Below are 20,696 nucleotides of genomic sequence, written 5' to 3' on the forward strand. Positions count from 1 at the left end.
TTCCCTCCGACCCGAAACTCCATCGTCCTTATGATTCAACATTTTGCTAGAGATATCCTCCCCTGCATGAGAAAAGAGACCGCAGCGGGTCTCTTAATTTTTCGCATCCAACCGGAAGGCTGCCAGCGATTCTCGCAGTCTGTCGGCAAGTGCAGAGAGCTGATCGGCTGAAGCCGCGATCATTTCCATGGCTGCGCTCTGCTCTTCCACCGCTGCGGAGATGCTCTGGACACCGGCAGCCGCTTCTGTCGAGGCAGCGGATACTTCCTGTGCGACTGCAACGACTTGCTGGGCCTCTGGAGCGATCCTGGCAAAAGCCTGCCGAACCCCCTCCATTTCGGAGGAGACTCTGCGGATATTCTCTTCGATTCGCTGAAACAGCTCGCCGGACTGACGGGCTGTACGGGAACCGTCCTTGACGGTGCGCGTGCCTTCGGCCATTTTCTCCACAGCGGCAGTCGTGCTCGCCTGGACGTCGCTGATCATGGCGACAATTTGCTGGGCGGCTTCATTCGTACCTTCTGCCAGCTTGCGAACCTCATTGGCCACGACGGCGAATCCCTTGCCGTGCTCGCCTGCCCTCGCTGCTTCGATGCTGGCATTGAGCGCGAGCAGATTTGTCTGACGGGCGATCTCCGTAATCGCTGCGATGATTTTGGAAATCTCCCGTGAGCGCAGCTCGAGTCCGTGAATGACTTGTGTCGTCGCTTCCACAGCTCTGTTAATCTGATCCATGCTGCTGACGACAGCCTCGATGGCCTGCCGCCCTTCCTCTGCGTGAATTCTCATCTCCCTGGAGGAGATCGCCACCTGCTCGACGTGTCCCGTTACGCCCGAGACCGTTGCCGTCAAATCCTCTGCCAAGTGCAACGTGCGCGCCAGCTTGTCGACCTGTCGATCTGCAGATGCTGCCACATGGTCGACGACCTGCACAATTTGCCCGCTGGATGAGGAAATTTCCCCCGTATTTCCGTGGATCTCCCGTACCGACTCCGCAACCGAATGAGAGGCGTGCCGGACCTGGATCAAAATGTCGCTCAGCTGATCCCGCATGGCAAACAGCGATCGCGCCAGCTCTCCCAATTCGTCCTTTCGCTTCAAAAGAGCAGGCGGAACAGCACAGGTAAAGTCGCCCTGCCCGATCCTTCTGGCTACCAGCAGCATTCCGGCAAAAGAGCGGCGCAGCCAGGCAGCGGTGACAGACGCAATAACCACCACCAATATCAGGACGATTCCGTTGAACAGCAAAATGGCATTGCGGATACTGTTCGGTCCGGCCATAATTTCCGTCATGTCCATTTCCGCCAGGATCGCCCAGGTCAGCTTGCCCACCTTCACCTGATCGTACGATACCAGCACTTCCTCTCCGCGATAGTCTGTCGACTGCACGGTAGCAGCGGTCTGATTGGAAAACAACACCTGATCGGCAATCTCCGTGTCGACCTTCACCTGCAACAGAGTTGGCTCCCCGCCGCCAAGATCAGTCCGCATCAGTTTGTCTTGTCCGATCAAATACACCTTCCCAGTGGCGCCGAGTCCCTCTCTTCTGTTCAGTTGCCGGGATATGTAATCGAGCGGGACTTCTGCCGCCAATTGTCCGATGACGGTGCCGTGATCAAAGATCGGGACTGCCATGAAGATGGCCGGAGCGCCGCCAGACGGTTCATACCGGCTGACATCTGACAGTTCAAGGCTCAAGCCTTTGAATGCCTTTGCCACCGTCTGCCCCAATGTCGTACCACTATATGGCCCACTGAGGAGATTCGTGCCAAAATCAGCCTGCGGTTTTGTCTCAAAGACGACTTCTCCTTTGTCATTCAGCAAATACGCATTGGCGAAGCCGTATCTCGCCACTTCCATCTTCAACTCCTTGCCCCGCGCTTCCTCTACCTCCTGATAAACGGGGGCTTCCCTGCCCTGTTTCCATACGGCTTCAAAAGCAGGCAAGGCATCAATCACCGAGCCGGATGCAGCCAGTGTCTCCAGGTTCTTGGATCGCTCGCGAAAATAGTTTTCCACCTGTTCCTTGTTGCTGTTGCGAAGCGCCTCCAGTGTGGCTGCGCTCCCCTCCAACAGCTCCTGCTTCGTTTGCGAATAGGCAAATACACCCGCAGCTGTCAGCGGCACAATTCCTGCCAACAGCAAGGCAATCAACATCCGAGCCCCCAGTTTCATAGAGTTGCCCCCTTGTCTCTCTTGTTCTCCGGTAGATATTTTCAAATTTTATGACTAGTAAGAACATAGTACCAGAAAACATGTCATAGAGGCATACCATTTTTCCTAAATAAGGGATCGGCAAGCAAGGAATGCAACCGGAGAAAGCAGCAAAAAATGCCAGCCGCTCCGTAAACCCGAGGCAACTGGCATCTACTCTTTTCCTCTTTCAGACAATCGATACGTTCCCGGCAGCTCTTCAAAACTCGAATTCCAGCGTCTTTAGCCTGGAGTCGTATTGGAACCCCAATTTTTCTCCCAACCGGATGGACGCCTCATTCGTTTCCATTGTCGCCCAATGCGGGGTAAGCCCGAATTGCAGGCAGTGCTCCAAATACAAGACGCATGCTGCTGTCGCCAGCCCTTGGCTTCTCTCTTCTTCCCTGTACGTTTCCACATTGATCTCGTGGTGCTTGCCGTATACACAGCAGGAGAAACACGCGCTGACGACCTCGTCGCCCTTCATGATGCAATACCCGAGACCCTGTTTCAGAAAATCGTCGACCGAGTACCAGAATTCCGCAATCGCGTTCGACAGGTACTCGTCCCGATCTCTTTCGATCACCGCAGCGTCAATTTTCCTCGCGCTATACCCGCTTGGCAATGGCTTGAAGCTGCTCTTCGCGACCAAAAAGCGATCGGGATGAAACGTGAAGTAGCATTCAAAATCCGGCTCGTAGTCTCTGTGTGAGATTGCTTCTTCAATGGCTTTTTCCCACGCTTCATCGCTCAATACCGCGATGAAATAGGTGCCTCCGCACGATTCGTAGGTGTCGATTTTCAGCTTTGTGTCGATAAACTCCCGGAGAGGGGCAATAAATTTCTGATTGTGCGGATCGCCGATGAATAAGGAGCTGATTCCCGTGACATCGACCAGCGCCGTTTTCGGCTGGCTCAGGTCGTCAACATAAATCGTCCCTCTGTTTACGCCATCGATAATTGCATGTACCGTTCTGTTGTAGATCTGCTCCGTTGCCGGGAGCAGGCTCCTGACCTTGCGATGATCCTGCCGGTCCAGTTTGAAAATCACTCGTCCAGGCTCCTTTCTTGCCGATGCTCGGCTTTTCTTTTCGTCTAAAGGGCATGCAGGCAACCCCCGTCTGTTCTTTGTTCATGAATGTCCCGGCCCTTCAAGTGCTTCAACAGAATCCTCATGGATGCTTGAACGACTCGCTTCGGTACGGGGATAGGCAGGGGAGCAGAGCGTTTGCGCCAGTGCTCCCCTCTGATAATCGGGTCATAATCAATCCTTCTTTCATCGGGGGATTCGAGAATTTCAGCCAAAATCATGCGAGCCCGGTGCAGGCGGGATTTTACCGTTCCTGCCGGGACACCTACAAGCTCAGCGATTTGTTTGACGGGCAGATCCTTGAAGTAATGAAGCTGGACGACAACGCGCAGATCGTTATCCAATCCGGCGACGGCCTCCTTCAATGCAACCGTTTCTTGCAGACCAACCACGGTTTCACCGCAAAATCCCGACTGGATGATCCGCATCCGTTTTTGCATGCGCAGCAATTGTATGCATTCGCGAATCAGAATCCGAAACAGCCACCTTTTGAAATATGCAGGCTCTTTCAAACTGCGAAGGGCACGATACGATTTGAGAATCGCTTCCTGTATCGCGTCAGCGCAATCCTCGTCGCGTTTGAGATACATTTTTGCCAGACCGTAAAGTCTCCGCTCATAGGCCACAACCAGCCTGCCGAAAGCATCTCTGTCGCCGTTTTTTGCAAGCAGGACATCCTGCAGCATGCTCGGTTCGCTGTTCACATGGGAAAGCCTCCTTTGTCCACAATTTCATCTACATGAGTCTAGACGCGCGAGTGAGCCAACCGGTTCACGAAAAAATGACTATTTTTCATGTTTTGACAATCCCGCTCAGCTTCAAGGCAAAAAAGAGCCGCCGGTTTCAGGTTGCACCGTTCTCTAAACCGCCGGCACGGATTGGACCATGCAAGCAGCAGAGAGCGGCACACCTCACACCCAACGACTCTTCTCTCTCGAAACTCTTTTTCTTTTGTTTACACAGCCGTTTCGCAAATCATGGCAATCTCATCGCACATAGGAAGTTTGGAGCAATTGATGCAGTCCTTCCATACTTTTTGCGGCAGCGTTTCCTTGGCGACGATATGAAAACCGCACTTTTCAAAGAATTCCTTCTGGTAGGTAAGAGCCAATGCCCGATTGATGCCAAGGTCCCGGCACTGATCAACCAAGTGAAGCACCAGCTGTTTGCCTACCCCCAATCCCTTTGCCCGCTCCGCGATGGCCAGAGAACGGATCTCCGCCAGATCCTCCCACAAAATATGCAGCCCCGCCACGCCGACTACCGATTCGCCGTCGTGAGCGACAACAAACGACTGCAAATGTTCACAAACCGATAATTTTGTCCTCGGGAGCATCAGTCCTTGTTGTGCATATTGATTAATAATCTCCAGCATCTGATCTACGTCTTTCATCGTTGCCTTTCGCACCGCTATCGCTTTGGTGACAACCATTTTACTCTCCCCCACTCCATGCTCTCACAGTCATCTATGACATAATAAATATTCATTATGATATATAAATATACATCCGGTATCGTGAGAAGTCTATCCTTTTTTCGCCCCTCTTTTTTGTTTTTTCGACGATCAGGAATTTTTTTGCAGGAATTAGTTGTGCTATAATCTTCTATAACCAAAAAGGAGGTGTCTTCCTTTTGACGACACGCAGAGAACGAAAGAAGCGGGAAACGCGCGAAAAAATCTTTAATGCCGCTATCAAACTATTTAAACAGCACGGGTTTGAAGCCACCACGATTGACATGATTTCTGAAGAAGCGGATGTTGCCCGCGGAACCATTTTTCTTCATTTCACGTCAAAGGAAGCAATCCTCGCCAACTGGGGATATGAGCGGTTGCATGAAATCGAGGAACGCCGGGAAGAGTGGGATTACGGGGATAGCTGCAAGCAAAAAGTACTTCGCATCTACAAAATCATGAATGAGGTCAATATCCAAAACTACGACTTCATCAAAGTGCTGGTAGAGTCCTCCATGAAGCACAGAAAGATTCTGGAGAACGAAAAAAACGTCTATTATGAGCTGCGCCAGTTGTTTGCCGATCTGATCGAGGAAGCGCAGGAAAAAGGCCGGCTGAAAACGCGCTTCAATCCGTTGGTGGCAGCCAACATGCTGGAGAATATTTACTACAATGCGCTTTACGATTGGGTACGCAACGAAGGTGCCTGGGCGTTGGAAGAAATCATGGAAGAGAAGGTCTCGATTGTTTTTGAAGGCCTGGACGCAGAATAACATCTGACGTCCGGACCTTCTCTCATACTGGCGGCATTGACAGCTGCCCCCGTTCCCCCATACACAGGTCAAGTTCCCCCTATCGTTTCCACAATTCTGCACCTCACCATCAGCCCCGGTCCATTTCCCTTTTCCTGTGTCGAATAAAAAGGAGCTCCCACCTGCTCAAGCTGTATCTGTGTCATGCCTTTTCCCTCGTCTTTAATGGAAACAACCACATCCCTGTCCTGCCGTTTCGCTCCTATTTCCAAAATTCCGCCATTCCGCCATGCTGCATCGCTTCCATGCCGTTTTTCAACAGATTCATACGGACCTGTCCCACCATATGCTTTGTACAGCCAGGCAGGCACCATAATGATAAGCAACTGGAACAGGATGTTTTCTACAACCAGCATGATACTCTCGGCTCTTCACAATTGTCTGACTCTTCCCTGAAAAATAGTCTGTCGGTACAAACGGAAAGGGAAGTTTTTGAAAACGCACATTGGATCGAGGTTTTCCTTGCGGAGACTGGGACATTTCCCTATGATGATGAAGATAGCCTGTTTTTGACCTTGGAGGTAACATACACAAATGCGAAATGGTATCAAACGTGAAGATATTGAACTTTTGGCGCCCGCAGGAAACTGGGAGTGTCTGAAGGCTGCAGTCGCCAACGGAGCAAACGCCGTCTTTTTCGGTGTGGAGAAGTTTAACGCACGGGCAAGAGCCGAAAATTTCCAGATGGCGGAACTGCCGGAGATTATGGCTTTTTTGCACATGTATGGAGTCAAGGGCTTCTTGACCTTTAACATTCTCGTTTTTGAAGATGAAATGAACGAAGCCCGCAAGCTGGTCGAGGCCTGTATTGACGCCGGCGTGGATGCGCTGATCGTCCAGGATCTGGGGCTGGTCAAGCTGATTCGTGAAATCTCCCCTGATTTTCCGATTCACGGGTCCACCCAGATGACGATCACCTCGCCGGAGGCAGTCGAATTCACGAAGCCGTTCTCGATCGAGCGCGTCGTCCTGGGACGGGAAAACTCATTGAAGGAAATCAAAGTCATCGGCGAAAAAGCGAAGCTGCCGATGGAGGTATTTGTCCACGGCGCTCTCTGCGTATCGTACTCCGGTCAGTGCCTGACTTCGGAAATGTGGGGAGGCCGCTCCGCAAACCGCGGCGAGTGTGCGCAAGCCTGTCGTCTGCCGTACGATTTGATCGTCGACGGTGTTCAAAAAGAGATGGGCAATATCGCCTACCTGCTTTCACCAAAGGATTTGGCCGCGATCGAGCTGGTACCGGAGCTGATCGAAGCGGGCGTCACCTCGTTTAAAATCGAAGGCCGGCTGAAATCGCCCGAATACGTGGCCAATGTTGTGAGCAAATACCGCGCCGCCATCGACCGCTATTTTGCCGGACAGGACGCCTCTGTGAGCGAGCAGGACATCCGGGAGCTGCAGCAAAGCTTTTCCCGCGGCTTTACGCACGGCTTTTTGGAGGGAACCAACAACAAGACCCTGCTGGACGGCAGCTTCCCGAAAAGCCGCGGCGTCTTCCTCGGAACCGTCAAGAAGGTGCTCAAAAACGCTGTTCTCGTCGAGCTGTCTTCACCATTGAAGCGCGGCGACGGAATCGTATTTGACGCTGGTGATCCGACCCAGAAGGAAGAGGGCGGACGCGTGTACGATCTGCTCCAGCGCGGCAAAAAAGTAGAGGGCGAAGTAAACAGCGGACTCTACGAGATCGTCATGGGACGAAACGACGTCAAGCTGCAGCGCATTCATGTCGGCGACCGCGTCTGGAAAACGAGCGATCCGGAGCTGGACAAACGTTTGCGCAAAACCTTTGAAACGGAAAAGCCGTACCGGACCTTCCCGCTCAGCGTACATGTGAGCGGCAAGCTCGGGGAAAAGCTGTCTGTCACGTGGGTGGACAAAATGGCGAACAACGCCGTCACGAGCCAATCGGAGATACCGCTGGAAGCAGCCGTAAAGCGCCCGTTGACTGCAGAGCTGCTGCTCGATCAGCTCGGACGCCTCGGCGGCACGATCTACCGCCTCGAAGCGGCAGACTTGACGGTAGCACTCGACGGCGAGGTAATCGTGCCTGTCAGCGAGCTGAACCGGATGCGCCGGGAAGCTGTCGAACAGCTGCTCTTCCTGCGGACCAAGCCGCCCGTCTATCAAAAACGCACTGTTGACGCGTACGCAGATGTAAAAGAGCGCGGCCAAGTGGAAAAACCGAAGCTGACTGCTCTCTGCCGTTCGCTTGAGCAAGTGGAAGCCGCTGCTCAGACCGACGTCGATTTCCTGTACGCCGATTTTGAATTCGTCAAGCAGTACCCGGATGCGGTCAAACTGGCGCATCGCTATGGCAAAAAGATCGCAATCGCAACAATGCGCATCCACATGCCTGACGAGAACGGGGTCCTCGCCCTGATCGCCAGAAGCCAGCCTGATGCCATTCTTGTGCGAAATACGGGAGCGCTTCACTATTACATGGCCCGCAGACACGAGCTGGGTATTCCCTTGATCGGGGATTTTTCGCTCAATATCGCCAACCATAAGGCAGTCGAGCTGTTCCTGGATTGCGGGCTGGAGATGGTAACGCCTTCCTATGACCTGAACATCCAGCAGATGGTCGATCTCCTCGAAAACGCGGACGCGTCCAAGATGGAAGTGGTCATTCATCAGCATTTGCCGATGTTCCACACCGAGCACTGCGTATATTGCACGTTCCTCAGTCCCGGCACCGACCATACCAACTGCGGAACGCCTTGCGAAACCTCCCGCGTTTCGCTGCGCGACCGGGTCGGCTTCTCCCATCCGGTGCGTGTCGATACCGGCTGCCGCAATACCGTTTACAACGCCATCGACCAGTCTGGCGCCGAGTACTTGAGCGAATTTACCAAGCTGGGCGTAGGCAGCTACCGGATCGAATTTTTGGAGGAAGAGCCGGAGCGAGTGCAAGAAGTGATTCGCCTGTACCGCCAAGCGCTGCGCGGCGAAGTCAGCGGCTCCCACGTATGGCGCTCGCTGAAAGCGACCAACCAATTGGGTGTAACCCGCGGCCAGCTGATCAAATAAACCGGAAGTCCAATTGATGTATATCTCACGGAAATTGTGCGACGGACGCCCATTTCCGATACAGGGAGGAGAATAGCCCATGGCAGACCTGACTTTGCCAACGCAAGAAAACCTGGCTACGATCATCGAAGGCATCAAAGCGAAGCTGAACATGGCCAACACCGCCGTTATGCGGCCGGAGGATTTTGACCTCGAGCATTACGAAGACCTTTTGTACCTGTACAATATGGTTCAGAAGAAAGCGAGCTTCAGCATCAATGAAATGACTGCCATCGTCGAAGAGCTGGGCGGTATGCGCAAGCAGTCGTAAGCATATGTGTCCAAAGCGAAAGCGCCGTATCCGTTGGGGAGCGGCGCTTTTGTTGTGTACGGGCGACCGTTTTCGAACGGTGATTTCTGTGCTTCGTGAGAATCTTTTTTGATCCGTGTTGTCAGATTCCTTTTCTATGTCTGTCTTCTGGCATCTTCACGCTTCAGACATGGACGCTTTGCTCCAGTTCTCCCTCAGAGGAAGCAACTACGACTGCCGCAGAAGCGTCCCCGATGACGTTTACCGAGGTCCGGAACATGTCGAGAATCCGGTCCACCCCAGCGATCAGCGCCATTCCCTCCAACGGCAGCCCGACGGAGGTCAGCACCATTGTCAGCATGATCAAGCCTGCCCCCGGCACTCCTGCCGTTCCGATCGACGCCAGCGTAGCCGTCAGGACGATCGTCAGCAACTGGGCAAAAGACAGATCGATCCCGTAGAACTGGGCGACAAACAGGGCGCATACACCCTGGTACAGCGCCGTACCGTCCATGTTGATCGTCGCTCCGAGCGGCAGGACGAAGCTGCTTACCCGTTTGGAGACGCCCAGATTGCTTTCCACGTTTTGAATCGTGATGGGGAGTGTTCCCGAGCTGCTGGAGGTGGAAAAAGCGATCATCCCGGCAGGAGCAATGCCTTTGAAAAACTGCAGCGGCTTCATCCCGGCAAAAAGCTTGACGCTCAGCGAATAGACAATCGCGGCATGCAGCAAACAGCCGATCGCGACACCGAGAATGACTTTGGACAATGGCAGCAATACGGAGAGACCGTATTTCCCGACGATCGGCGCCACGAGTCCGAAAACGCCGATCGGAGCAAATCGCATGACGATGCCGGTAATCTTGTACATCACTTCGGCGAACTGCTCGAAAAACAGTTGAACGGTCCGCGCCTTCTCTCCTGCCAGCGAAATCCCGATACCGAGAAAAATCGCAAAGAAAATAATGGGCAGCATGTCGCCCTGTACAAGTGCGGCGAACGGATTGGTCGGGATGATGGCAAGCAGGGTGTCGATGATTCCCGGAGTCTCCTTGGCCTCTACCTTGGCCTCCTCCGGCTTCAGCTCCAGTCCCGCTCCGGGCGACATCAGGCTGGCGATGATCAAACCGAGGATCACAGCCAGAGCGGTCGTCACCAGGTAATAGGCAATGGTTTTGCCGCCCATCCTCCCCAGCTTTCTGACATCTCCCGTACTGGAAACACCTGTGACCAGTGAAGCCAACACGAGCGGAACGATAATGAACTTGATCAAACGCAAAAATAAATCTCCCAACGGCTTGACGGTCTCCGCGCTCGTGCCTGCGATGATCCCCACAATGATAGCGATTGCAAATGCGACCATGATCTGCGTGATCAGATTCCCTCTCCACGCTTTTTTCATCCCAATCCCCCTCCCTTGATTTTGAAAGATAGGAATTCTTGCTACAAATCTATGCGAAGAGGCGGACAAATAGATCAGCATAGAGGAATTCCGGAGAGGGAGATCACTGAGGAGCCGGGGTCAGATAACCTTTCTTCAAAATAAAGAAGCCTATCGCTTTGATAGACTTCACAATAAGCTCTATATTCTTCTCGTCAGAGACTAGTGATTGACGATGCCCGCACGGACTTCTGCCTGCTCCTGCGGTTCGGAAAGCTCGCAGCCTTCCTTCCACAACAGGTAGCGAATACTGTCCACGAGCGCTTCCCAGCTCGCTTCGATCACGTTGGTCGAGACGCCGACAGTGCTCCACTTCTCCCCTTTGCGGCCTGATTCGATCAGCACGCGGACTTTTGCCGCGGTGGCGCCATTCTCGTCCAATACACGCACCTTGTAGTCGGTGAGATGCATTTCGGACAGACAAGGAAAGTGATTTTCCAACGCTTTGCGGAGCGCATTGTCAAGCGCGTTGACAGGGCCGTTTCCTTCGGCGGCGGTATGAACCAACTGTCCGTTCACATGCAGCTTTACAGTCGCTTCGGACAGAATCGACCGGTCCGCTGACTTTTCCATCAAAATTTTAAAGGAATCCAGAGTAAACAATTGCTCCAGCTTGCCTCCGGCATCGAGCAGCATCAGCGAGAGAGAAGCTTCTGCTCCTTCATACTGGTAGCCCTGGAATTCCCGTTCTTTGATCCGCTGGATGATCTCTCGCGCTTCCTGCTTATCCAGCGCCACATCGATGTCCAGCTCATCAGTCTTGGCGAGCAGGTTGCTTTGTCCCGACAGCTCGGAGACGAGTACGCGCCGCTTGTTGCCGATCAGCTCAGGGTCGATATGCTCATACGTTTTCGGGTCCTTCAGCACGGCGCTTACATGGATTCCGCCCTTGTGGGCAAACGCGCTGTTGCCGACGAACGGCTGATTGTTCGGCATTGCCATATTGGCTACCTCCGCGACGAAGCGGGATAGCTTGGTCAACTGCTGCAATTGCTCCGGCTCGACACATTGGTATCCCATCTTCAACTGCAGATTGGGAATGACGGATACCAGGTTGACATTGCCGCAGCGCTCCCCGATGCCGTTTGTCGTCCCCTGCACCTGCTCCGCTCCGGCCTGAACGGCAGCCAGCGCATTGGCGACGGCCAGCTCGCAGTCATTATGCGGGTGAATGCCGAGCCGCGTCTGCAGGCTCCCTTTTACCGTCTTTACTGTTTCATAGATTTCATGGGGCAAGCTGCCGCCGTTTGTATCGCACAGCACGATCCAATCAGCTCCCGCCCCTTCCGCCGCTTCCAGTACGCGCAGAGCGTAAACCGGATTGGCTTTATATCCGTCAAAAAAGTGCTCGGCCAAAAACAGAACAGTCAGTCCTTTTGATTTAAGAAATCCGACGGAATCGGCAACCATGCGCAAATTCTCATCCAAGGTCGTCTTGAGTGCGTCTGTGACATGCAAATCCCATGATTTTCCGAAGATCGCTGCGGCACTCACGCCGCTTTGGAGCAGCGCCCGCAGGTTTTCATCCTCGGCTGCAGGCACATTCGGACGACAGGTGCTGCCGAATGCGGTTATCGTTGCGTGCTGCAGGGGAATTTCTTTGATTCTCTCAAAAAAAGCCATATCCTTTGGATTGCTCCCCGGCCAGCCGCCTTCGATGAAATCGATACCGAACTGATCCAGACGGAGGGCGATTTTCACCTTGTCCTCCACTGACAAGCTGACGCCCTCTCCCTGGGTGCCATCCCGGAGAGTCGTATCGTACAAGCATACGTTTGGTTTCATCGTTTCTCCACCCCATGAGTTTCTTCATTTTTCAGAATTGTCACTGAATTTATCTTTATGACGCTATTCAGTATACCATAGCCCAGAGGGAAAGAAAACGCGTGATTTCGCGGCTTTTGCTTATGTACACAGGGCGTGGACAAAGGCTGCTGCATGCTCGATCGCGCTCTCCAATTGCGGACTTGGACCGGCGAAAGGATGGCGCGTGTTAAACGTGTGGTCCCCCTCCTCAATCCAGTGGACACGGACGTCCTTGGCAGCTTCCTGCAGACGCTTGGCCCCTTTTACCAGGCGTTCGTAATCCTTTGTTCCCTGAATGATGCAGAGCGGCTGCTCCATGGAGCTCACTTTGGCAAGCAGATTGTACGCTTCCCGGTTTTGGTCGACATCGTCGATGACTGCCTTTGTGATCGGCATCTGCTGGCCGGTCCGGGCATTGGCGATGTATCCGACTCCCTTTTCGGCAATTTCCTGTCGCAGTCTGGCGTCGAACAGGTCGACATCAGCCGTGCCGTTCCATGTGATGATCCCTTTGACAAGCGGATGGTTCGCCCCGAACAGGATGGCGTCAGCCCCCCCCTTGCTATGTCCCATGACAAACAGCTTCTCCCTGTCAAACGCAGCTTTAAACGGGCAAGCTTCGCTGTGCAGCCACTCGGTCAGTACCCGAAGGTCAGCGATTTCACGAGCATACGTATTTCGCCCAAATTTTTCGAGCTCATCAAACTCTGTTCCGCTTTCTCCCACACCGTTGCAGGAAAAATTGAACCGGACCACAGCCATACCCAGCTTCGCCAACCGATTTGCCGCATAAGGAAAGCTTCCCCAGTCTTTGAAGCCTTTAAAGCCGTGGCAGAAAATCAACAGCGGTTGTCCTGCGTCCTTTTCCTGCGCATGAAAATCTCCCCGAATCACCAATTCTTCGTCGACAGGAATGCGAAATGACTCCATCATTTCCTGACACCTCCATTTTGTTTTTTCTATATTATGCGTGGTATCGGTCCCGAAATGAAGACAGCTTGTCCATTTTTGCCCGAATGTTTTTCCTTTCCTGACGGATCTTTTGCACATACGGACGTCCTGATACACTCTGGAACGTCCGTACATGCTGCATTCTCCCATGACGACTTTTTCAACCTATTACTTTTCATTATGCCTATTGTGAAACAAGCGAATCCTTTTCCAAAAGGTGCAAGGCGTATTCCAGCGGCCGGCGTACTGCTTGCCGGTAACGACTGAGCTGCCCGAGCTTACGGAAGATGTCCCGTCCCGGCTTGGGGTTGATCTCAATGATCCAAACGCGCCCCTCTGTGTCTATCCCCAGATCAAAGCCAAACTCCATCATCTGACCAAAATGGCTTTCGAGCTTCTCGGCGGTGACCAGGGCCAGCTCCTGGCATTGGTGTATGATGATCTCGGCCAGGTCCACCCCGAAGCGGCTGGACAGGAATTGGCCAGCTGGCAAAGCCGTACCCCCGCCGTGCAGATTCGACGTGGAGGAGTGAGCCGGCCCGACACGCATTCCCATACCGGTCGTCCGCCAGACTCCCTGCCCGTCTTTTTGAATCAGCAGGCGGGCGTCTACGGTTCGGTCAGACAGCAAGCCGAGGTCAAGCCCCTGTTGCAGGAAAAAATGTTCGTCTCCCCGCTTTTCCTGCTCCACCCACTGTTTGATACGCTGAGTCAAGGAGGCTGTGTTCGGCAGAATCTCGTTCTTCTGTCCTTGCTTTTTGGTCCGTCCGCACAAAAGAAAGCGGTCTCCCTTTCGCTCAATCCGCAGAATGCTTCGGCCTGCAGTGCCGTTTGATGGTTTAAGGTACAGACGAGGATGCTTTTTGATCATGTCACTGAGATTTTTCTTGCTGAACGGCACTGTCTCCGGGAGCCATTGGTACACCTCCGGTTCCTGCTCTAGGATCTGATGGACGCGGAACTTGTTGGCGAAACGATTGTTCGCAAAGCGAAAGATGCTCCCCTCTCGAATGGGCAAGTAATGCCTATGCTTTGCTAACGGATAATAGCGATAATAGTCAATGACGATGTCCGGCCACTCGCGCCATCTCCACTTCCATCCCGCACCGTATGGCTCATAGCCCCTGATTTGGTGGAATATCCTATCTACATCCTGAGGGGAAAAGACAAAGACCTCCACTCCCATTGACGTCCCCTCTTCCACGAGACGACGCAAAAAAGCCGGATTTCCATAACCTTTATCTCCCCGGTATACCAAGATGCCGATTCGTTTGTCCACTTGTGGCAACACCTTCTTTCTCGGAAAAGTCCTCATCTCTAGCTTATGGTTGCCCAAAGGAAAAAGCGCCATATCCACATAGGGACAGACGCCTTTTTACGCGATTGTCTTTTATTTAGCTCCGGATCCGTTCATAGAGTAAGAACGTATGCGGTACAGGATTTTTCTCGTCTACGACGCCTTCCCGTCTCCATACCAGCTCAAAAGCCTCCCGGTCCCATTCGGGGAAAAACGTATCGCCCTGCGTTTCCATATCGATTTCGGTAATATACATCCGATCGACGACATCCAAAAACTGGCGGTACAGCTCGGCTCCGCCAAAAATAATCACATCGCCCAAAGCCAGCACGTCTTCCTTGGTATGGACGACTTCTGCACCCTCCGCAGAAAAGTCTTTGCTCCTCGTCAAAACGACATTGCGCCGGTTTGGCAGCGGCTTGCCGATGGAAGCAAAGGTTTTTCGCCCCATGACGATGGTTTGTCCGGTCGTAATTTCTTTTACATGCTTCAGATCATTGGGCAGATGCCAAGGCATGGCCCCGTCTTTGCCAATTACGCGATTGCGCGTATGGGCGACGATCAGGCTGATCATACCGATCCCTCCCTTCCCAAATTGTCTCTCTTACACTGCGATTGGTGCTTTGATGCCGGGATGAGATTGATAGCCAACCAATTCAAAATCCTCGTACTTATAATCAAAGATAGAGTCCGGTTTCCGCTTGATTTGCAACGTCGGCTGAGGATAAGGCTCTCTCGTCAACTGAAGCTTGACCTGCTCCAAATGGTTCGAATAAATATGAACGTCCCCGCCTGTCCAGATCAGCTCCCCTACTTCCAGATCGCATTGCTGCGCTACCATGTGGGTCAGGAGGGCATACGAAGCGAGGTTAAACGGCAATCCGAGGAAGGTGTCCACCGACCGCATGTTAAACAAGCACGACAGGCGGCCATTCGCCACATAGAACTGAAACGCGTAATGGCAAGGCGGCAGCGCCATATCTTCCACCTCGGCTGGGTTCCAGGCACTGACGAGGTGACGCCGAGAATCGGGATTGGTCCGAATCTGCTCGATGACGTTTGCAATCTGGTCGACGACTTGTCCGTTTGGACCAAGCCAGGTACGCCACTGAGCACCGTACACTCGCCCCAGGTTGCCTTCTTCGTCCGCCCATTCATCCCAGATCGTAACGCCGTTGTCATGTAAATAGCGAATGTTCGTCTCCCCGCTTAAGAACCAGAGAAGCTCGTGAATAATGGATTTCATATGCACCTTTTTTGTGGTTAAAAGCGGAAATCCTTGCCGAAGATCCATTCTCAGTTGTCTTCCGAAGACGGAGATCGTCCCTGTGCCTGTACGGTCTTCTTTCTTTACACCATTGTCCAATATATCTTGAAGCAGTTCCAAATAAGCCTTCATAAGCCACCTCGTTTTCAAAATCTGGTCATGACAAATGCCGCTTCTCACGCGCCAAGAAAACCATCATCATTATAGCAGAGGACTGGTGAATTCAAAAGAGCGCGGAACGTCCGCAGGGGACCACAGCAAATCGAGAGTCTGGACGCGGATCATAAAAATAGCCGTTTGCTCCTGATGGAACAACCGGCTTTCATTTGCGTGTTGTTTTGGTTATGATCCGTTGGTGGCGCGGGTTACATTGGCCGCCTGCAAACCGCGCTGGCCATTGACGATTTCAAACGTAACCAGCTCGCCTTCCTCCAGATTGCGGTAGCCTGAGCCGCTGATCGCGGAGTAATGGACAAACACATCCGGTCCCCCGTCTCGTTCAATAAAACCGTAGCCTTTTTCCTTACTGAACCATTTGACTTTCCCCTGCATCGTTGTTTCCTCCCTGTCTTCGGAACAGCTTTGTTTCATACCATAGCATATGCGGGAGCGGAGAAAGTGGAGACAACGAAACAGCGCTTTTTCGTGTGCCAGAAGGGGCATAAGTCCAGCGCGGCTTTCCCTTTGGACCAAGGTGAATCTCCGGCCAGAGTCGGACTCATTTCCCCGTCCGTCTATGTTACAATGCTGAAAGGAGTGTCAGGCGCAAAAGAGCTTCACAAGATAAATATTCGACAGAAAAGGAGAGAGTCCTCACATGCGCAAAATGGTGATCGTCCTGCTCAGCAGCTTGCTGCTGACCGCTTGCTCCGAGGTATCGGAAGGGGTACAGACTGCCCAGCAAGCGATAGAAACCGGAAAGCAGGCTGTAGAGACCGGAAAACAAGCGATTGAAGCTGGCAAGCAGGTCGTCGAAGCGGGGAAACAATTGGCAGAATCCGAGATCGCACAGCAATTGAAGAGCTACCTGCAGCAGAAATACGAATCGTCTGAGCCTTTGCGCAAAGCGATGTTCAGCGGTGACGGGACATTGCTGGCAGAAGAGCTGCAAAAAACGGAGCTGGCCAGCTTCAGCTTTTACAAATCGGACCTGTTCGGCGTTGAATATACCGGCCAGTTGACCGGCGACGGAAAATTCAAGGTCCTGAAGAAAAACCTGAACAATCCAGGCGAGGAACCGCAGGTGGTGAAGGAATTTAACGTCTCGCTGGATACGAACGGACAAATCCAGGTGCAGTAAAAAAAGCTAAGGAGCCTGTGCGCGCCTGCTTTCGAGCATCGATTTCTCTTGGCTGATGACCCGAACCGAACCGTTGCGGGGCGAATATAAAACCAGTATGGACTTGAAACCTGCGTACCCGATGCAGGTTTCTTTTGTCTCTTTCTCATGGATACCGACCCGGCGGAAAAAATTACAAGAAGCGTTGTCACAAGATGATCGGTACAGACTTTCTAGGCTTTTCTCGATAAAAAAAATTTAAGCGCTTACGTTATCGAATCTTCTGATTTTAGCAGTAGATTTTTATACATGACCGTGGTAAAGTATAAATCGTTCACAATTTGTTTACAATTATTAAAAATGATCAAGGAGTGCTAAAAAATGGACCTGCAGCTTCTTTCTTCTATTGTTGTCTACATGGTTGGCATGCTGCTCATCGGCTACTTTGCTTACAAACGCACTTCCAATTTGACCGACTATATGTTGGGCGGACGAACGCTCGGTCCGGCTGTCACGGCGCTTAGTGCCGGCGCTTCCGACATGAGCGGCTGGCTGATGATGGGCTTGCCGGGGGCCATGTTTGCCCAAGGAATAAGCGCTTCATGGATAGCCATCGGGCTGACGCTGGGTGCTTATGCCAACTGGTTGTATGTTGCCCCTCGCCTTCGAACCTATACAGAAGTGGCGAACAACTCGATTACCATTCCCGCTTTTTTGGAAAACCGCTTTGGGGACGCCTCCCGCATTTTGCGTCTGGTATCCGGGCTGGTCATCATGATCTTTTTTACCTTCTACGTCTCTTCCGGACTCGTCTCCGGCGGCGTACTGTTTGAAAACACATTCCATCTGAATTACCACACGGGCCTTTGGATCGTCGCTGTTGTCGTAATCGCTTACACATTGTTCGGCGGGTTCCTCGCTGTTAGCTGGACTGACTTCGTGCAAGGATTGATCATGTTTATCGCACTTATTTTGGTACCGCTTGTCACTATTTTCCACGTAGGCGGCATCGGTCCTACGTTTACGGAAATCCATGCAATCAATCCCGCACTGCTCGATATTTTCAAGGGCACCAGCTTGCTCGGAATCATTTCACTCTTCGCCTGGGGACTTGGCTACTTCGGACAGCCTCATATCATCGTCCGCTTTATGGCGATTTCCTCGGTAAAAGAAATCAAAAAGGCCCGCTTCATCGGCATGGGCTGGATGATCTTTTCCATCGTGGGCGCGATGTTTACAGGACTGGTCGGCATCGCCTTTTACTCCAAGAAGGGCCTTGCACTGACTGATCCGGAAACTGTGTTCATCGAACTGGGCAAAATTTTGTTCCATCCTCTGATCACCGGCTTCCTATTGGCAGCGATCCTGGCGGCGATCATGAGTACGATCTCGTCCCAACTGCTGGTAACCTCCAGCTCCTTGACCGAGGATATTTACAAGACATTTTTCCGCCGCGAAGCATCAGATCAGGAGCTCGTCTTTGTCGGTCGCCTGTCTGTTCTGATTGTATCCTTGGTCGCTTTGATTCTCGCCTACAGCAAGAACGATACGATCCTCGATCTGGTCGGATATGCCTGGGCCGGATTTGGCGCATCCTTTGGTCCCCTGATCCTGCTCAGCCTGTATTGGAAGCGGATGAACAAATGGGGGGCGCTGGCCGGTATGGTGGCGGGTGCAGCGACCGTTATTCTCTGGACGCAATCCGATATGCTGAAAGATCTCCTCTATGAAATGATCCCGGGATTTGCCGTGAGCTTGGTCGCCATTGTCGTAGTCAGCCTGTTGACACAGAAGCCTGCGAAAGAGATCCAAGAGCAATTCGACAGCTATCAAAAATTTACGAAATAAATGATTCCGAAAGCCCCTTGGCTGCATGTACGCCGAGGGGCTTTCTCCGCTTTTCAGGCTGTCCGAGCGCTGCGGGATGATTGAGGAAGCCCGTGTAAGAAAAGCGCGGATCGTTCGGGGCGAGTATTACGATGCGATCAAGATGGGGATTTTGCGGGAAGAGTGGGAGACGAGGAAAAGAGCTCAGGTCTGACTGCAGTGGAGGAGATGAAACAGGAGAAAACGCTCAGGGTTCGGTGGGACACCTGCATGGGAGATTGACTGTCCGGCTCGTATACAAAAGCGGAACCTGCGTCCAAAAGCAGCCGATTCTGTGAGCATCTCAGAGGTTGGACGCAAATTCGGGTTCCGCTTTTGCATGCGAGCCTGGGCAGTGTCCCAAAGACCCTTCACTTTTTTCTCCTGTTTCATCTCTACTGCTTTTGTACTTGTACTGGCATTTCTCGGGTAGAGCAAGGATGAAAAAGAAAATTGGTGGTAACTCTTTGCTTAATTAATAGTTTTATGGAAAACTACTGCTACTTCTTAATGGGCAAATTATTTTACGGTGGAATCACACCAAGATAATCCCAGAATGCAACACCTAAATTAAACATCAAATAGCATTTCTACCCTACGCTAAAGGGAATCTGCCTCATTTTGCACCTAAACGAGTTGGTTCTCAGTTACTTTTGAGAGCATTGCCCTTTTCGTGTACTCCCCCCAAAAATATCCAATTCCACTTATTTGTTATATTTACTTTATTTCGACGAAGATTCTTTTTGTAATTACTATTTCAAAAGGTGAAAACAAATAATTCCCAATATTTCGCTTAAACAAAAAAATACTCCCTCCAAAGCTGACTAATCACATCAACTCTGAAGGAGTGTATCAAAGAGATAAGCAATTAAATCAACAAAAGTGATTCCTTAATGAATACTACACCAGGTGAAGAATCCATAAGTCATTTTCTAACGATTTTTTTCCTCCATATAGATTAGGTATGCTCTTAATTTTTTCTAGACATGATGTACGTTACTATTAAAGAAATAGTCAGAATCGTGAAGTAACTAATGAAGTACTTGAATAAAGATGCATTTTGGTCAGATGTAAATGTTGCAAAAATAATTATAAGAGGTAGGATAATCAAATCAAATTTATATTTTCTCTGAGTTGTGTAATATCTAAGAAATTTCCCCAATTATCTCACCCCTCTTATTATTTGTAAGTTAAAAAGCCGGAAGATTGTCTTCACTATAGAAACCCTTTTGAATAATGCCATGATGGTAAAATACCCCAGTGTCTTTATACGCGCGATAAAATGCGGTGACACCAAACGAAACTAAGGCTCCCGCAAATATGCTGAGTTTCCCCTTTAGATCCTCTGGGACAGGAATACCTCTTCTTTTCAACAAGTCTAGAGTAACTTCTGTCGCAAGAGCAGCTGTACCAGAAATATATCCATTATAATCTTGAATTTCTGAGACCAATCTTGGACTTATCCATAAACGGAATCCCCACCATTCATAATCCCAATCAAAATATTTGCTGGTGTCTATGTCTCCAACCATTTTAAAGGTTCCTACAGAATCAGAGGTTTTGGCTTTTACCGTACCACTAGGTGTTACCATCAATTCAAACCCTTCATCCAAGATGGCCCGTATGCTTTTGTTTGATTCGTCGATTATAATTTGAGCTTGCTCAATTTCTTCTTGAGAAAAACTGTTCTGTACTACTGGGTCTAAAAAGAATTGAAATGTATTTTCATCAACTTTGACAAATCTGTCAATTTTCTTAATAAAATCTACAGAATATTGGTTAGTAGATACATTAGCAGCAACAACTATCTGCTTAGAAGCTGAATAATTTGTAGAAGCCATTGCAGGAACAGTAACTGAGAGGACCATTGATGAAGTGAGTGTTGTAACTAAAATTTTTTTCATCGATTGATTCATAATTAATCC

At 51.3% G+C, this 20,696-nt stretch carries 18 protein-coding genes and 1 pseudogene; 6 read left to right on the plus strand and 13 right to left on the minus strand.

Going from position 1 to position 20,696, the window contains the following annotated elements; genetic code table 11:
- Positions 1-93: 93 nt before the first annotated feature.
- The 4 genes from NST37_RS18710 to NST37_RS18725 all read right to left on the minus strand — a co-directional run bounded on the left by NST37_RS18710 (position 94) and on the right by NST37_RS18725 (position 4,715).
- On the minus strand, positions 94-2,175 hold the full coding sequence (locus NST37_RS18710; RefSeq protein WP_003389019.1) for a methyl-accepting chemotaxis protein: 2,082 nt from the start codon (positions 2,173-2,175) through the stop codon (positions 94-96).
- 238 nt (positions 2,176-2,413) lie between these two features.
- The gene (locus tag NST37_RS18715) at positions 2,414-3,244 is read right to left on the minus strand and encodes a GNAT family N-acetyltransferase (protein ID WP_003389018.1); all 831 of its coding nucleotides are present in this window, start codon (positions 3,242-3,244) and stop codon (positions 2,414-2,416) included.
- A gap of 44 nt (positions 3,245-3,288) precedes the next feature.
- Positions 3,289-3,987, minus strand: coding sequence for a sigma-70 family RNA polymerase sigma factor (locus NST37_RS18720; protein WP_003389017.1), 699 nt, complete (start codon positions 3,985-3,987; stop codon positions 3,289-3,291).
- Positions 3,988-4,238: 251 nt separating this feature from the next.
- Positions 4,239-4,715, minus strand: coding sequence for an N-acetyltransferase (locus tag NST37_RS18725; protein ID WP_003389016.1), 477 nt, complete (start codon positions 4,713-4,715; stop codon positions 4,239-4,241).
- Positions 4,716-4,915: 200 nt separating this feature from the next.
- On the opposite strand from NST37_RS18725, the gene NST37_RS18730 reads away from it, so the two are divergent.
- Positions 4,916-5,509, plus strand: a complete 594-nt coding sequence (locus NST37_RS18730; protein WP_003389015.1) for a TetR/AcrR family transcriptional regulator — start codon at positions 4,916-4,918, stop codon at positions 5,507-5,509.
- A 68-nt stretch (positions 5,510-5,577) separates the two neighbouring features.
- On the opposite strand, the gene NST37_RS18735 is transcribed toward NST37_RS18730, so the two are convergent.
- Positions 5,578-5,904, minus strand: coding sequence for an ATP-binding protein (locus NST37_RS18735; RefSeq protein ID WP_171506077.1), 327 nt, complete (start codon positions 5,902-5,904; stop codon positions 5,578-5,580).
- Positions 5,905-6,082: 178 nt separating this feature from the next.
- Here NST37_RS18735 and NST37_RS18740 point away from each other — a divergent pair, with 178 nt between their 5' ends.
- Entirely contained in the window at positions 6,083-8,575 is a 2,493-nt protein-coding gene (locus tag NST37_RS18740) for a U32 family peptidase (RefSeq protein WP_003389013.1), read from the plus strand.
- Positions 8,576-8,654: 79 nt separating this feature from the next.
- Positions 8,655-8,885 carry a DUF1128 domain-containing protein gene (locus NST37_RS18745; RefSeq protein ID WP_003389012.1) on the plus strand — a complete coding sequence of 77 codons (231 nt, stop codon included), beginning with the start codon at positions 8,655-8,657 and terminating at the stop codon, positions 8,883-8,885.
- A gap of 163 nt (positions 8,886-9,048) precedes the next feature.
- Here NST37_RS18745 and NST37_RS18750 read toward each other — a convergent pair whose 3' ends face one another.
- The 7 genes from NST37_RS18750 to NST37_RS18780 all read right to left on the minus strand — a co-directional run bounded on the left by NST37_RS18750 (position 9,049) and on the right by NST37_RS18780 (position 16,178).
- Positions 9,049-10,266, minus strand: a complete 1,218-nt coding sequence (locus NST37_RS18750) for a dicarboxylate/amino acid:cation symporter (protein ID WP_339185648.1) — start codon at positions 10,264-10,266, stop codon at positions 9,049-9,051.
- A gap of 201 nt (positions 10,267-10,467) precedes the next feature.
- On the minus strand, positions 10,468-12,090 hold the full coding sequence (gene cimA / locus NST37_RS18755; RefSeq protein WP_003389010.1) for a citramalate synthase: 1,623 nt from the start codon (positions 12,088-12,090) through the stop codon (positions 10,468-10,470).
- Between the two features lie 120 nt (positions 12,091-12,210).
- The gene (locus NST37_RS18760; RefSeq protein ID WP_039071074.1) at positions 12,211-13,044 is read right to left on the minus strand and encodes an alpha/beta hydrolase; all 834 of its coding nucleotides are present in this window, start codon (positions 13,042-13,044) and stop codon (positions 12,211-12,213) included.
- Between the two features lie 202 nt (positions 13,045-13,246).
- Positions 13,247-14,341 carry a YheC/YheD family protein gene (locus NST37_RS18765; protein ID WP_003389008.1) on the minus strand — a complete coding sequence of 365 codons (1,095 nt, stop codon included), beginning with the start codon at positions 14,339-14,341 and terminating at the stop codon, positions 13,247-13,249.
- A 115-nt stretch (positions 14,342-14,456) separates the two neighbouring features.
- Positions 14,457-14,933: a dihydrofolate reductase gene (locus NST37_RS18770; protein ID WP_003389007.1), complete on the minus strand. Its 477-nt coding sequence runs from the start codon at positions 14,931-14,933 to the stop codon at positions 14,457-14,459.
- A gap of 30 nt (positions 14,934-14,963) precedes the next feature.
- A complete protein-coding gene (locus tag NST37_RS18775) occupies positions 14,964-15,758 on the minus strand; it encodes a thymidylate synthase (protein WP_003389006.1) in 795 nt (264 codons plus the stop codon).
- A gap of 210 nt (positions 15,759-15,968) precedes the next feature.
- Positions 15,969-16,178 (minus strand): cold shock domain-containing protein, encoded by a 210-nt coding sequence (locus NST37_RS18780; protein WP_003389005.1) that lies wholly within the window; start codon positions 16,176-16,178, stop codon positions 15,969-15,971.
- Positions 16,179-16,443: 265 nt separating this feature from the next.
- On the opposite strand from NST37_RS18780, the gene NST37_RS18785 reads away from it, so the two are divergent.
- From NST37_RS18785 to NST37_RS18795, 3 genes and pseudogenes are all read left to right on the plus strand, one after another.
- Positions 16,444-16,926 carry a hypothetical protein gene (locus tag NST37_RS18785; protein WP_003389004.1) on the plus strand — a complete coding sequence of 161 codons (483 nt, stop codon included), beginning with the start codon at positions 16,444-16,446 and terminating at the stop codon, positions 16,924-16,926.
- A 360-nt stretch (positions 16,927-17,286) separates the two neighbouring features.
- On the plus strand, positions 17,287-18,753 hold the full coding sequence (gene putP / locus NST37_RS18790; protein ID WP_339185649.1) for a sodium/proline symporter PutP: 1,467 nt from the start codon (positions 17,287-17,289) through the stop codon (positions 18,751-18,753).
- Positions 18,754-18,802: 49 nt separating this feature from the next.
- Positions 18,803-18,946, plus strand: a pseudogene (locus tag NST37_RS18795) (GNAT family protein); the annotation flags it as partial.
- Positions 18,947-19,961: 1,015 nt separating this feature from the next.
- On the opposite strand, the gene NST37_RS18800 reads toward NST37_RS18795, so the two are convergent.
- Positions 19,962-20,687 carry a hypothetical protein gene (locus NST37_RS18800; protein WP_003388999.1) on the minus strand — a complete coding sequence of 242 codons (726 nt, stop codon included), beginning with the start codon at positions 20,685-20,687 and terminating at the stop codon, positions 19,962-19,964.
- Positions 20,688-20,696: the final 9 nt, after the last annotated feature.

Source organism: Brevibacillus sp. FSL K6-6036, assembly GCF_037964015.1.
In the GTDB taxonomy this organism is placed as follows: Bacteria; Bacillota; Bacilli; order Brevibacillales; family Brevibacillaceae; genus Brevibacillus; species Brevibacillus borstelensis.